Genomic DNA, 14,142 nt, shown 5'->3' with positions numbered 1-14,142 from the left:
CATAAGCCGTATTGTTTTATGATTATTCGCCATTTCGACAAGACGATCATAATCCCAATTCAAATTTAACCGAAGTACTCCCAAAACCAATATTCTCCATAGCTCCATTCCGGGACGGCCGTTCTTCTTATCCGTATTAGGCTGGATTCGATGTTCTAATATTTCGAACACTTTCTGACGAAGATCGGCTGTGGTGTAGATGTATTGAAGCCCCAAAAGTAAGGGTGGTATGTCATCACGAGATTTGAGATCAATTTTGACTTCAGCGATAGGAGCTTCACCTATTCTTAATTGAGGATGTTTTGTTTGTCTCATGCTATGATTCAGATTGAAGATTTTGGTACACAGCCTTTTTTTTGCGCAGACAATCGAAATGAATTTCACACAAATTCCATATTTTCGGCATGTTAACGTAGCCCGTCGGCATTTGTCAAAATGAATATAGCTTGTAATACAAAAATCTTCGCCTACTCACATATGAGTTATTTAGCTGTATCTACCGTGTAAATTGGTTTTCGGTCAGGCACTAAATATCACTGGATCTCAAAGAGTTATCCGGAGCAAGATCTCCCCTGATAAAAAAAGGGGTGCGAAAAAAGACATTTTTTTATTTAACTTAAAAAAAACAGCTTGACAAAAATCCGCTTAGCGTGCATATTGTCCCGCGCAGTGCCGAAGTGGCGGAATTGGTAGACGCGCTAGGTTCAGGGTCTAGTGAGGGTTCCCTCGTGGGAGTTCGACTCTCCCCTTCGGCACCACAAAACATTCCAAGTTAGTCCGACTTGATTCGATAAGCCCGCAGCCATTAATGGTTTGCGGGTTTTTTCGTTCCATCCCTATCCATTTTCATCCATTGACATCCAATATTTTTGTGGGCACAAATGAGGGTACCCCAGACTGAAGACAAATTCCCGCTCACCTACCGGCAGGAGATATTTCCATGTCACAGCTCACTGCACTCCAGATCCGCAACGCCAAGCCTAAGGGTCATGGAAAAAATACATTATCCAATCTTGCTTGTCTCTCAACTCGATAGCGTCGTCGCGTCAATGGCTCAATACCGCCAGTACGGAACCATTGACGCGACGACGTTACCAAACCGTTATCCTACGCAATTTTTGGATATTAATTATTCTCCGCGACCCTTAGTTCGTGGCAAGAGGTTGGATTGCCCAAAAGCCTCTGGGTGAACGGTCACATACATGCCAAAGCTATTTCATAGTTGTCGGTACAGCTACCCATTTACCCTCTGTCTTAACTTTCCAGAAGGGTGGAATGTGACGACCCTTCTGGAATCAAGTAACAAATCATCACCTGTTTGTGGATTTCTACCGCGCCTTTGCTGTTTATCTTTGACGATGAATTTTCCAAACCCTGAAATTAACAGATTGTTGCCTGATATCAGATCGTTTTTAACTATGGTTAGGAAGGTTTCCACATAGTCAACTGCTTCCTTTTTGGTAAGCATGGTATGTGTTTTGACTATCTCCTCAGCTATACGTGCTTTTGTCAGTTTCATTGTGTCTCTTATATGGAAGTTTGTTTATGATAACGCCAGTAAATCACCGCCACAAAATGGCTATTTGATGTATCCTATATCCATTATATTTTTGTTGTCAAAACGGTGAGATGGTTTTTACCAAATCTTTACCGCGTCGCGATCCTCAGTGCATGTCGAGGTAAAAGAACCAGGAAAGTCAACAACAGACCGCTACAGGAAAATCGCGTAACCACCGCCTTTCAAGATTACCGTCTCTGCACACGGCCGCACGTATCAGGCCAGCCATATTCAACAGGAAAGAACACAACAGCTAGTGCCTGTCCGAGGCTTGCTATTTTTTCTCAAATTAAGGATTTGCAGGAAATCAGGTACAGCCATAGAATTGATCATGCGCTCATTGGTTTTCTGAAAAACACACAACTATGAAAAAATAGAGCTTTCTCCAGCAGGCTCCTCGGTGAATTATCATAAAACAGGGCCTGCATAGCTATAATGTTCAGCCAGTTGAAACTGACCTAACCGCCTAAGAATACATGTTCACATGGCAACTACAACTCCATAGAGGCAACATCCAATCATTTGCTTTTTTCTACCATTCATGGCAACATTAATCGAATAACGAATACGTAATTTATCTACTTCGACCATAGCCGTGCCTGCGAATAAAATGTCTAACTCAATTGATCAGGGGAGACGGAGAGGTGAAAATCAGCTTGATGGAATGGGACGAAAAATACAATTTATGTATAGAAGACATAGACCTTCAGCACAGATTTTTTTTCAATTTAATCAAGAGGATATACAAAGATTTATCATCTTCAGATGATAAATTATATAAAGACAGCCTCATATTTGAGTTAAGTGCCTATGCTCGATTTCACTTCTTGAGCGAAGAAAATATCATGCTCAAAGCAGAATACCCTGATCTTGGGAAACACAAGTTGCATCACCTTCAATTACTCGACAAGCTATCAACCCAAGGGCAGCTTTACATGCAGGAAGAACAGTTGGTAAAGGACAACGAAATGTTTGATTTTCTCGTTGACTGGTTTCTTCATCATACTACCGGTGTAGACAAAGATTTCGCTAAATTTTTTCATAAAAAAATGGAAATATAACCCAATTTCAAGAATAACCTTCTAACCAATTGTCGATCAGGGAAGTATTTACATTATCCGTTGAGTATATTTTCGGAAAATTCTGGATACAGCTTCCTTATACAATCCGGGCATAAAGAATGGCTGAATTGAGCTTCAGACTTGTCTGATATATACGATTCTACCTCCTGCCATTTATCATTGCTGTTTCGTATTTTTTTGCATGATGAACAAATTGGCAAAATACCCTCTAAGATCTTGATCCTATTCATGATTTTACGAACAAAAATAATAGATAAAGTCCACACCACTATCACCGGAACACTCTCCAAAAGAGCTTCATAATGATTTATCGGGGTTTTAGGTCCAATTCCAAGCACATGTGGTAAATCAAAAATCTCGTTTGCCCAAAGAAGGGTAAGCACTATTGCAAACGAGGTATGAATAGTAATGAGTAGTGGGCGTATACTCTTATTTATAACTTGTGCCATATATGATTATTTATTGAAAAGATTACAAAAACGGCGATTCAGTCAGCCTGAATCAACCGGGTTATCAGTGTGTTAAAACAGTATAGGATCTGACGTGACACCCCAGTTATTTTTAAATAGTAGTTGCTAATCCTCGTCTTCTACCCAAAAAACTCCAGCACGATTTGAGCAACTTATCAGAATACCTCCATCAAATGTTGCATCTGTGGCTGAACTCCAGGAAAAGCCATGTTGTTGTTCTTTCCTTCTACTTGGCCAAAGCCCATTAGTAAAAAAAAGACAGTTTTCATCAATAAAAAAAGAAAATTATTTGAGTAATATTGAGCTTTTACAAGAGGAATTCTTTCAACATTATACGCCAGGTCACAATGAAGCAACTGTGTTAATATTCTCTGAGCCTCTTGTCTGTCAATAGATATCCAATTATTCCCTAACCCATTAATGCCAAAATTGATAGCAATATCATCTGGTGATGAATTGATATTAAAACTATCTGTAATAGCAACAGTTATACCTATGTTTTCAAACTCTGATTTTATCAGAGAAATTATTTTTTTTTGTTCCACTAAATTCATCGCCATATTTTGAGAATACCTGTCTCTATATCTTAGTATATGATTTCATCAGGGCGTGGAAAAACGCATCTTTCCGCAACTATGACAAAGACTTTTTTGCTATTTCAGTTTTGTGTACCTTTTTCCACTACCTGCTCAGGCATCAACTCCTGAGCTTTACCAAATCGCCCCTTTTTCTTTGCTGCGGATACTCCTTCTCCCTGGCTTCCCTCAATCAGATTTCTTTCAAATTCAGCAAAAATACCTATCGCATCATAAGCTTACTCATTGGATAGTATTCGCCACTGAAAACCAAATTCGACTATAAATCGCGACTCAAGACCCCAGCCAATTCTTGTAAATCTTTTGTGTATTTTCCAAAAAGAAGTACAGTAAGTATTATAGATGAATCTCCTGTATTTCTGACAACCACATTTGTTATTCTGACTGTACCCCGTGGTGCACAGAAAAAGGAATAACCATATCCAGTCATCAACAGACAATGGTTCCAGCAATGCATACAATACATTCCCAATACCTGGTTTTACTCTCCCTGCTTTGCTTTATGCTGCCTTCTTGCGCCTTTCACGCCCTAAAAAAGGAAGTAAAAGAACTTAACACCACCTATACCCTGAGTGGGAGTGTTTCCAACACATCTCAATCAACGGGGGAGGAGATCGTTGTCATATTCAAAAAACACAACGGAAAACTGGAGTTATACGACAACACCATAACTGAAGAGACCGGCCACTTCAGTATCCTGGTGCCAGCCGGCGATTATTATGTTGGTGCATTTAATGACGAAAATTACAATTTTACCTTTGACCCCGATGAATACGGCAATTTTTATGGTGCACCGCAAAAAATAACGCTTCCAGTCCCAAACACTGATATATCTGAAACCAGGAGCAAGCTTGATATTCATATCACCATACAGAACATACATGCCATGGATCCTGGCTTCTCCATTACCCTTGATGCCGAATCCCTGGCCAGAAAATCTTTTTTTAAACTTGGAATTGTTAAAGAGCTGGATGACCCTATTTACAGCCAGGCCAATGGCACACTCGGGTACTGGAAGCCCATGAGTTTCATCCGCGATGTCGGGATGGGTATATTTTTTCTGCATGAGTATGATCCGGACAAAATACCTCTGCTTTTTGTTCACGGTGCAACAGGAACCCCTGCAGGCTGGAAAACCATAGTTGAAAACCTTGATCACACCCGGTTTCAACCCTGGTTCTTCTACTACCCTTCAGGCGTCCGCCTGGATACCTGTGGCCGAGCCCTGAATATTGCAGTTGAGAGGCTTCACGAACAATTCCACTTTGACAAACTCTACCTTTTCGCCCACAGTATGGGAGGGTTGGTAACTCGCTCATTTATTCTGCAGAATGCTGCTGACCAGCATAATCAATATATTTCATTATTCACATCTGTCTCAAGTCCATGGAATGGTCATCCGGCCACAGCCTCTGGGGTGAAAAACGCGCCGGAAGCCGTTCCTTCCTGGCATGATATGGTTCCTGACAGCGATTTTATCCAATCTCTCTTCAATACCTCCATGCCCTCTCCCATGACGTATTACCTTTTTTTTACCATTAAAGGGAACTGCAGTCTTTTTATGGCAAATAATGATGGTACTGTTGAGATCTCCAGCCAGCTGGACCCACGAGCACAGATTGAGGCAGATCGATTATTCGGTTATAACGAAGGCCACGATTCCATACTTGAAAGCACTGCATTTATACGACAATTCAACCAACTACTGAAAGAACAGTACCAAAAAGATATATTTTAATGTCCAGAGAAAGCATAAACCTTTATATCCCGATGGTATGGCAACATACCTTTTCTGACCAGAGCCTCGTGGACTCAACAGAAAAATGATATATATTTCAGGACGATGGCCAGACAAGTGGCTTCAGGGTCACGGAAAAAATAGATCATCCAATCTTACTTGTCTCTCAACTCGGTAACGTCGTCACGCCAATTGCTCAATACGGCCAGTATGGAACCATTGACGCGACGACGTTACCAAACCGATATCCTACGCAATTTTTGGATATGTATTATTTCCCGCACCCCTTATCTTTCTGATGTTGAATAACTCTCGAACCACAATTTTCATTTCTGGAGATAAAATACCATGACCCGTTTGCCTTTACTTTTTCTCTTTGTTTTCTTTGCATCTCCCCTCTACGCAAGTGGAAACGTCACCATGCAACTTGACTACAACTATCAGCGTCCCGGAGGGGATTATACAAGTTTCTGGGCACGCAACGCCGATGAATGTGCAAGGCAGTGTGAAAATTCAAGGCGCTGCAAAGCGTTTGATTTCCATTCCAGTGATAATTCCTGCTGGTTAAAGAGTTATGCCTACAGCCCACGATATTATCGTGGTGTCGTTTCAGGTGTAAAACAATTCTCCAATCCCCATGATGGTGATTATTACCGGCTGGTGAGAACTGTTCAGGAAATTTTGACAGACCTGGGATACAGGCCCGGATATATTGACGGCAGGATGGGACGAAGAACACGAACAGCCTTGCGCAATTACCAGTATGACAATGGTCTGCCACCAACTGGCGAACTTGATCCTCCGACTCTCATGGCACTGGGCTTACTGAAGGCAGATCCCCCTGCACCCCAATCACAACAACAGGCACCACCCCCTGCCCAAGAACCGCCTCAGGTGCACCCAGTTCCTCAACCAGAGCCGCCCCCCCAGAATACACGGCCGGAAACGCCTTACACTCATATGGACGGGGAAGTATCAGGTTCGCAGGGCAGTAACTCAGATACCACGTATTGATGCGCCCGGAATCCACCCCTTTTTTCCCATGCTAAGGCTACTCATAGGATAACTGATCACGATATTTATCATACGTGAGTCAGGATAAATGTAAAAAGATTGCGTCTCCTGCAACCTCTTTCCCATAACAGCATTATTGTTACGGGAAAGAGGTTGTCACATGTTTCCTCATACAACATTCCGGAATCCCGAGAAAAAACCAGAGAAAGACAACCGACCTGTTGTTTTTGATAGACTGCTGCAACAATGTGGTGCATATTAACCATGCATTTTTCTGCATGAAATGCCTGAAAACGTTTTTTCAGGGTCGTACAATTTACATTTCCAGTATCGGTTATTGTACACTGCTTGATGTATGTTATGCCGGTGCTTTGGGTATATTCTTTCCAGAGTTAGAATGAACGTCCTTCTTATCAACCCGCCCAATTGCGGCCGCAGTATTCCTGAAGAGAAATACGGAATCACATCACTGAAACAGATCTTTCGTGGCGAGCCCCTTGCCCTGGAGGAACTGGCAGGAAACCTTACAGATCACACCGTGCGTATAGTTGACCTCAAGGCCAACCCGGATGAACTCGAAAGTGCCATCTCTGAGTTCAAACCTGACATAGTCGGCATAACAGGAGTTACCTGCGAAGCTAATACGGTTGTAAAACTGGCCGTACACATCAAAGCACAGAGTACGGCCATCATTGTGGTTGGCGGTATCCATGCCAGTATTGACCCGGAATTTTTCAACAAAACTGTTATCGACTATATCATAGTGGGAATAGGCAAAAAGAAATTTGCCGAACTTATCCGTGCAATTGAAAGAGGCGCAACTCCCATGGGTTCCATACGTGGAGTACTGTCTCCCCAGGCTGGAAAAAAGCTCTTAGGCCACATCCAGCCTGATACCATTGCTGATTTGGAAGAAAGCGCCCCTCCTGCCTATGGGAAAGTTCGTCAGTACCGCTCCCACTATATTTTGGAAAAACTTCGCCTGAATATGGGATTTGTTGCCTCTGCCTTTGGTTGCCCATACAAGTGTTCATTCTGCTGCATATATGGCCAGGCTGGTGGTAAATATTTGACTAAATCCGTGGATGCTGTAGTGCGTGATATCCAGTTGCTGCATGACATTCCAGTGATCAGGCTTGTAGACGCCAATACGTTTGACGATATAGACAGAGCCTATACGCTTTGCAGAACCCTTATGCAAAAGGGTATCAAAAAACAATATCTCGCTGATATCCGCTCTGACACCGTGGTCAGGCACCCTGAAATGCTTAAGGAATGGAAGAAGACCGGTCTCCGGGCTGTCATCATTGGTTTTGAAGAGGTGGATAACGTCCGCCTGCGTGCCATGAACAAGGCCAATCAGGTTACCGTCAACACAGAGGCTATATCAATTCTCAATGAATTGGGAATTACCATTGTCGGCGATTTTGTGATCTCGCCCGATTACGACGAGGATGATTTTGAACGTCTGGAAGGCTACCTGGAAACCACTGATATTGACCTCCCCATGATTACCGTGCTCACCCCTCTTCCGGGAACGCCACTATATGCACAACTGAAACATCGTATAACCAATACCAACCTTGACTACTACACACTGACAAACGCAGTCATTGATACCAAACTCAAGGAAGAACGCTTTTACACCTTGTATGCCCGACTCATAGAACGCAGTCATATTGAGGCACGTATTTAACTCATGAATGTTTTTATCACAGCAGTTTCTGCTTTTCTTCCAGGAAACCCGGTAGGCAATGATGATCTTGACCTGTACCTGGGTGAAGCCACAGGCCAATCTGCAAAGACAAGACGCATAATTCTTGCCAGAAATGGTATACAGCAGAGACATTATGCCATTGCCCCTCTTTCCGGAAATATCACCTACACCAACGCGCAACTTGCAGCGGAGGCTATCAGACAACTGACCCCCAACTGCCTGGAGAAACTCGCCTCCATTGAGTGCCTTTGCTGCGGCACCTCATCACCGGATCAGATTATGCCCGGTCACGGTTCCATGGTTCACGGTGAACTCAACTGCGGACCGTGTGAAGTCATTTCAACAGCAGGTATTTGTCTGACCGGCATCACAGCACTCAAGTATGGTGCCATGTCCATTGCTGCAGGATTGCATAAAAATGCTGTTGCCTGCGGATCAGAGGCTGCGTCCTCATTTCTCCGTTCATCTTTTTTTACAGCAATGGGCGGGAAAGAATCTTCGGCTGAAGCAACATTGAACCGGCCGGCATTTTCTTTTGAAGCAGAATTTTTGCGATGGATGCTCTCAGATGGTGCAGGGGCGGTGTATATGCAACCTAAACCCAATAGCGAAGCCTTGAGTCTTCGCATAGACTGGATAGACATTGTCTCCCACGCCCACCGCCTTGACACCTGCATGTACGCAGGAGCGGTAAAACAGAAAGATGGCAACCTGAAAGGATGGCGGGAATGCGCTGTACAAAACGGCCTGGAACAACAGGGAATCATGACGATTAAACAGGATGCAGGGCTCCTGAACCAGGAAATCATTTCAGTTATCGTCAATCACAGCCTGCCCCCGGTTATTCAAAAATACAGCCTGACCCCAGACATGGTGGACTGGTTTTTGCCTCACTATTCCTCGGATTTTTTTCGAGTACCGCTTATGCAGCAAATGGAGCAGGCTGGATTTGCAATTCCCGAGTCACGGTGGTTCACCAACCTGCCCACAAAGGGAAACACCGGATCCGCATCTTTTTACATTATGCTTGAGGAACTCTTTAGCTCAAACCGTCTGCAAAAAGGGCAACGCATTCTGGGGATGATACCGGAGAGTGGTAGGTTTTCAGTGGGTTGGGTGTTGATGACCGTTGTCTAACCCGAATTTCTCATGAATTATTTAACGGGCAAGATATTCCCATAAAGGACCCACAAATCCACGCTCGTGGAGCTTAGTGACAGTGACTCCACTTTGTTCCTCACCAGATCCCACCACCCAGTTTATTCGCCCAGCAGCTCTTTCCTTTACCAGGTCCTCGATGGCCTGATAATCCGGAATGTTGGGGTTGTGATAGAAAACCGGAACAAGCAGGTCTGTGGTATCGGTAATGAGTCCCTCCTGGAGAGCGATATCATACAATGCAGTCTGGGGATATATGCGCATACCGGTAAAAAAGAAAAATACTGTTTTCTCCAGTTGCTCCGCATTATCCAGGCTCTCAGCAAGGGTTTCCATGGTTTCACCAGGCCCGCCCAACAGGAAATAATGGGCCACATGCAACCTGGCATCTCTGGCCTGTGCATGAGCTGTAAAGACATCGGACACCCGAAAGGGTTTCCTGTAGGATTTAAGCACAGTATTGGAAAGAGATTCAGTGCCAAATTCCACATGACTCAGGCCACACTCTGCCAAAGTGGAAAAATAGTCTTGCGGCAATTTGACAGGGGCAAAAAAACCGCCCCAGGGGATGGTAACCCCCACTTCTTTAAAAGCCCTGGCAACGGCAAGACTATGCTGAATATCAGAATTAAACGCTGAATCTGTAATAAACAGATATTTTGCGCCAGCCTCCTGCAATCTGAGAGCTGTTTCAGCCACGGTTTCTGGTACATACAATCGATGCACAGCCCCTTCAATAGCGGGATAAGAACAATAAATACATTTAAAGGAACAGCCACGCTTACTCTGGAGATTGAGCATGCCCCCTTTTTCAAGGTAAAAGCCTGCATGCTCCGATGATTTACTGAAGTTACGGGTTTGCTCTCCATGCCACGGCACTGGTGTTGTTATCTGGTCATCAGTTTGCTGGCCAATAATTCCGGGTATGGTTTCAGCAGGTGGTTTACCGGCAGCAATTGCCTCCACAAGCAGACCGAAGCGTTCTCCTTCTCCCACCATCCCATAGTCTGCACCAAGCTCGCTCAACATCTGCCTGGGCATAATGCTGAAGCCGCTTCCTCCTATGACAATGATAGCATCTGACCTGGACCGGAGCCTGCTGACCAGATCTGTATATTCCTGAATAAATGAACGTGAATTGGCCACTTCCGTATTATCAAGATTGCGGCAGGATATACCGATAATATCTGGAGCAAAATCCGCCAGCAGGCAATCCAATGCGGCAAGAGAGGTCACATTCAGGTCTGCAACCCGTACCTCATGACCGGTTGGAATAGAACCGGCAACATAATCCAGTCCAATGGGATAGACAGGATAGGGCGTGATTACTCTATTAGGAGACAGCAACAGAATTTTCAAGGCCGGGCAAGCTCCATGGCTGTTACCTGCCGACCGAGTCCAAGCACAAGAATTCTGTTGTGGACAGCATCCAACTGAACTTCTTTTCCTTTGGTCAACGACACAGGAACACGACCTGTTTCCAGAAAAGAGGCGGCAAGCGCGGTGGCAACGGCAGATGCAGAAGCGAACTCACCAAGCAGGTCACGGTAATGCAGCACAGGAGTATCCAGGCCGGTATACTGAAAAAATTTCCGTAACTGTTCTTCACCTTGCGTTGTATACGCTGCAGGAATACCAGCCATAATCAGACCATAGGCAGCCAGGTCTCCGGAAGTAACAGACTGCAGGGAATGGACCAGTTCCTGCACCCAATTGTCAGCAACACATGTCCTGAAATAGGGAATAGAGAGCAGACAACGGGCTCCTTCCTTCTCTCTGGATATGGCAAACGCTGCGCCGCCATCAGCCAAAGGAGTACCGGGAGAAATTGATGCATCCAGAAGTGGTGAGAAAACCTCATGTCCTTCATCCACACCCATAAGCACTGCCGCTTTTTCCTGGGATAATATATTGCCTGCAGCAAACACGGCTTGCTCGAAAGAATAATCGCCACCGCTTGTTGTGATATTGGCCCCGGTGGCCTTGAGCATGATTGCGACCTGCCCGGCAGGGGCATTGTGCACGGAACCAACAAAATCCGTGGGACTGGAGAACTGGTCATCACTTTTTGCCAGTCTCTCCAGAAAATCATGGGTTTCTGATAACGCTCCCCACCCCGTACCCATAAACACGCTCTCCGGTTGCGGGGCAACTCCATCGCAACGTTCCATGGCATGACGAGCCAGAGAAAGAGTCATCTGAGGCATACGTTTCAGCCTGCGGATCATCCGTGGCGGCAGCCCTTCTGCTACAAGGCTTATGTCTGCGCAACCGGCAACATGGTTTCCCAAACTTACCTGCTCCACGGTTGCATCGGTCAGCCCGGCTCCTGTAATACAGGCAAAGCCATGTATGGCCAGCGTTTTGTTTGCTTGCATTACAGGGGGGGATGTATTCTCACAGACCCCGATTTCTCCAATTACAAGAGATCCGTTATTGCCACCAAATCCAAAAGAGTTGGAAAGAACCGTTCGCAGTGCCTGTTCAGCAGGCTCTTTCACAGGTTGTAACCCAATGGCAGGGTCGACATGTTCCAGCCCTGTGTTTGCCGGCAATAGGTTATGGGTAATGGCAATAACCGCAAGCACGGCTTCAATGGCTCCGGCCGCTGCCAGGCTATGGCCCGTTGCACCTTTAACCGAAGAGAGATAGGGTGGAGGTGAAAATAACCTGCGCACAGCTTTGGACTCAGCAAGGTCATTATCAGGCGTACCCGTGCCATGGAGATTGATATAATCAATCTGTTCTGCCGGGAGCCCTGCATCACGCAACGCTTTTTCCATGGCAGCATATGCCCCCTCTCCATCCGGATGGGGTGCGGCGGGATGATAGGCATCACAGGAGAGACCGGCTCCAAGCAATTCTGCCTTGGCAGTATCAAGATACCTCGTGGAAAGCAGAAGCATACCGGCGCCTTCTCCCACAGCCATACCGTTTCTGTTTTCATCCAGAGGTTTGCAGCCTTTCCTGTCAACAAGCTGCAACGAATGAAATCCACAGTAGGTCAAGCGACAAAGAGAATCAGCGCCTCCCACCAATACGGTTTCAGCCTGTCCGGACCTGAGCATATTCAGGGCCAGGGTGATAGCCACAGCCCCCGATGAACAGGCAGTGGAAACTGTAACAGCCGGGCCGGTGCAGTGAAATTCAGTGGCAAGATATTCTGCTACCGTTCCAAGACCATGATATCCATAACAGGCCGCATCAGCACAATGACTGCGCAGGAGCTGCTCTGTCTGCAGCATGCCGCCGGTGGTTGTACCAATAACCACAGCATCCGGAACACACGTTGCGTCCTGCATGGTTTCGGTGGCAGCCTGGAACGCTAGGCGGTGAGTTCTGGGAAGAACCGATGCAGGGTCTTCGGGAAAGTCTGCCTGCCCTACAGGCAAGGGTTCTCCCTGGCCAAGGGTAAAAAGATCAAGCGGCCGTATAGCTGATTGATTCTGGCGAAGGGACTGAACAGTAGAAACTACTCCGGTACCAAGGGCACTGACAATGCCGGTACCGTAAATAAAAACGCGTGTATTCTTCAAGCAATCGGCTGGGGTGAATTTTCTGAAATATAAGCGGCAAGATTAGCGAGGGAGGAAAACACTTTTTCCCCAACCTGTTGGTTATTTATCTCCACACCATAGTCTTTCTCCACCATGACGACCATTTCCAGTACGTCGATGGAATCGATACCGTACTCCCCACCAACCAGTTGGGCATTTTCATCGATATCTTCCGGTTTGACATCCTGCAGGTTCAGAATATCCACCAGTTTTATTTTAAGCTCTTCTATCAGATTATTCATAGAACTGAAACACTCTCATCCCTATACGCTGGTTCCACGATTGCGAAATAGGATCGCAACACTGGTTTCGGCACCAGCGGTGTAGCACGCAATTCCTCTTATAGTATATATTGAATGACGAGCTGACGATTTTTATGTAATACGCACCTGCGTGAAACAGTATACGTGTAACCACAAACAAGTATGCAGAATCGGGTTTTGAACAGCCATGGTTGCAGGGTGATGCCATATCACAGCGGGTTACCCCATATGACTCGTTACTTGCACAGATACAGACATGCAAAGAATTGTACCGATTCTCAAATCATGCTATATACCATATATTGCCCATATGAATTTGTCATCTGATTTTATAACTACTCATAGGGGAGACGATTATGTTAACAACTCCCCCGTATTTGTAACTGGTTACAGGGTGCCTGAGATTTTCGCAAGCAGGCTGGCGCAGCGTATTGGGCATACGTAAGTCAGGCTGATCGCGGAAAAATCAGATGCACTGTGAGCAGTTACCTGATTGTATAAATCCCCTGGTAGGGCCAAGGCACACAGAAACTGCATAAACCAATGAAATTGTACACACTTTCCGAGCTCAGCCTGGAAGATCTTCTTCCCCATCGTGATAACATGCTGCTGGTTGACCAGGTTCTGGCCGTGGACAGCACGCGGGCAAAAACCCTTGCCAGGGTGAACAGAAAATGGCCCTTTGCACAAGATGAAGGTGTTGATCCCCTTATTCTGATTGAACTTGCAGCACAGACTGCGGGTGTATGCAACGGGTGGGACCGAATCCATACCCAGGGACTGGATTCCAACCAGATGGGCTGGCTGGTTGGTATCAAAAAAGCAGAAATTGATGTGGGCCCCCTTCCCTACGATGCCCCTATAATTTCAACGGCAGAAAACACCCATGTCTTTGAGAACCTACGGGAAACAGCCTGTGAGGTCTTCATGGATGATGTACGTGTGGCCACCATCATTCTCCAGCTCTTTCAAGCATAATCACGAGTTAC

11 protein-coding genes, 1 tRNA gene and 1 pseudogene are annotated in these 14,142 nt (G+C 45.5%); 7 read left to right on the top strand and 6 right to left on the bottom strand.

The window, feature by feature from the left end:
* Positions 1–315, bottom strand: a pseudogene (locus tag G493_RS33960) (ISNCY family transposase); the annotation flags it as partial.
* Between the two features lie 356 nt (positions 316–671).
* Between G493_RS33960 and G493_RS0108845 the strand changes: the two are divergent.
* A tRNA-Leu gene (locus G493_RS0108845) sits at positions 672–758 on the top strand.
* A gap of 476 nt (positions 759–1,234) precedes the next feature.
* Here the strand turns inward: G493_RS0108845 and G493_RS0108840 are convergent.
* Positions 1,235–1,519, bottom strand: a complete 285-nt coding sequence (locus tag G493_RS0108840) for an integration host factor subunit alpha (protein WP_028580086.1) — start codon at positions 1,517–1,519, stop codon at positions 1,235–1,237.
* A gap of 683 nt (positions 1,520–2,202) precedes the next feature.
* Here G493_RS0108840 and G493_RS31990 point away from each other — a divergent pair.
* A complete protein-coding gene (locus G493_RS31990) occupies positions 2,203–2,619 on the top strand; it encodes a bacteriohemerythrin (protein WP_051309154.1) in 417 nt (138 codons plus the stop codon).
* A 646-nt stretch (positions 2,620–3,265) separates the two neighbouring features.
* Here the strand turns inward: G493_RS31990 and G493_RS0108825 are convergent.
* Positions 3,266–3,670, bottom strand: coding sequence for a hypothetical protein (locus tag G493_RS0108825; RefSeq protein WP_028580084.1), 405 nt, complete (start codon positions 3,668–3,670; stop codon positions 3,266–3,268).
* 487 nt (positions 3,671–4,157) lie between these two features.
* Here G493_RS0108825 and G493_RS0108820 point away from each other — a divergent pair, with 487 nt between their 5' ends.
* The 4 genes from G493_RS0108820 (at position 4,158) to G493_RS0108800 (ending at position 9,312) form a co-directional block, all read left to right on the top strand.
* The gene (locus tag G493_RS0108820; protein ID WP_161629812.1) at positions 4,158–5,444 is read left to right on the top strand and encodes a lipase family alpha/beta hydrolase; all 1,287 of its coding nucleotides are present in this window, start codon (positions 4,158–4,160) and stop codon (positions 5,442–5,444) included.
* A 348-nt stretch (positions 5,445–5,792) separates the two neighbouring features.
* Entirely contained in the window at positions 5,793–6,458 is a 666-nt protein-coding gene (locus G493_RS31985; RefSeq protein WP_051309153.1) for a peptidoglycan-binding protein, read from the top strand.
* Between the two features lie 397 nt (positions 6,459–6,855).
* The gene (locus G493_RS0108805) at positions 6,856–8,154 is read left to right on the top strand and encodes a B12-binding domain-containing radical SAM protein (protein ID WP_028580081.1); all 1,299 of its coding nucleotides are present in this window, start codon (positions 6,856–6,858) and stop codon (positions 8,152–8,154) included.
* A gap of 3 nt (positions 8,155–8,157) precedes the next feature.
* Positions 8,158–9,312: a beta-ketoacyl-ACP synthase III gene (locus tag G493_RS0108800; protein ID WP_028580080.1), complete on the top strand. Its 1,155-nt coding sequence runs from the start codon at positions 8,158–8,160 to the stop codon at positions 9,310–9,312.
* Between the two features lie 21 nt (positions 9,313–9,333).
* On the opposite strand, the gene G493_RS0108795 is transcribed toward G493_RS0108800, so the two are convergent.
* The 3 genes from G493_RS0108795 to G493_RS0108785 are packed head-to-tail and all read right to left on the bottom strand — an operon-like array spanning position 9,334 to position 13,132.
* A complete protein-coding gene (locus G493_RS0108795; protein WP_028580079.1) occupies positions 9,334–10,692 on the bottom strand; it encodes a lipid biosynthesis B12-binding/radical SAM protein in 1,359 nt (452 codons plus the stop codon).
* Positions 10,689–12,869, bottom strand: coding sequence for a beta-ketoacyl-[acyl-carrier-protein] synthase family protein (locus G493_RS0108790; RefSeq protein ID WP_051309152.1), 2,181 nt, complete (start codon positions 12,867–12,869; stop codon positions 10,689–10,691). The genes G493_RS0108795 and G493_RS0108790 overlap by 4 nt, the downstream gene beginning before the upstream one ends.
* The gene (locus G493_RS0108785) at positions 12,866–13,132 is read right to left on the bottom strand and encodes a phosphopantetheine-binding protein (protein WP_028580077.1); all 267 of its coding nucleotides are present in this window, start codon (positions 13,130–13,132) and stop codon (positions 12,866–12,868) included. Before G493_RS0108785 ends, G493_RS0108790 begins: the two co-directional genes overlap by 4 nt.
* 564 nt (positions 13,133–13,696) lie before the next feature.
* Between G493_RS0108785 and G493_RS0108780 the strand changes: the two genes are divergently transcribed.
* Positions 13,697–14,131, top strand: coding sequence for a hypothetical protein (locus G493_RS0108780; protein ID WP_028580076.1), 435 nt, complete (start codon positions 13,697–13,699; stop codon positions 14,129–14,131).
* Positions 14,132–14,142: the final 11 nt, after the last annotated feature.

The organism is Desulfogranum japonicum DSM 18378 (assembly GCF_000429945.1).
In the GTDB taxonomy this organism is placed as follows: Bacteria; Desulfobacterota; Desulfobulbia; order Desulfobulbales; family Desulfobulbaceae; genus Desulfogranum; species Desulfogranum japonicum.
The sequence above is the reverse complement of the archived record's forward strand: the minus strand, read 5'-3'. Positions and strand labels throughout refer to the sequence as shown.

Coding starts and splice junctions, on each gene's coding strand:
- G493_RS0108820 (WP_161629812.1), top strand. CDS start 4,158: ATGCATACAATACATTCCCAATACCTGGTTTTACTCTCCCTGCTTTGC.
- G493_RS31985 (WP_051309153.1), top strand. CDS start 5,793: ATGACCCGTTTGCCTTTACTTTTTCTCTTTGTTTTCTTTGCATCTCCC.
- G493_RS0108800 (WP_028580080.1), top strand. CDS start 8,158: ATGAATGTTTTTATCACAGCAGTTTCTGCTTTTCTTCCAGGAAACCCG.
- G493_RS0108805 (WP_028580081.1), top strand. CDS start 6,856: ATGAACGTCCTTCTTATCAACCCGCCCAATTGCGGCCGCAGTATTCCT.
- G493_RS0108780 (WP_028580076.1), top strand. CDS start 13,697: ATGAAATTGTACACACTTTCCGAGCTCAGCCTGGAAGATCTTCTTCCC.
- G493_RS0108785 (WP_028580077.1), bottom strand. CDS start 13,132: ATGAATAATCTGATAGAAGAGCTTAAAATAAAACTGGTGGATATTCTG.
- G493_RS0108825 (WP_028580084.1), bottom strand. CDS start 3,670: ATGGCGATGAATTTAGTGGAACAAAAAAAAATAATTTCTCTGATAAAA.
- G493_RS0108840 (WP_028580086.1), bottom strand. CDS start 1,519: ATGAAACTGACAAAAGCACGTATAGCTGAGGAGATAGTCAAAACACAT.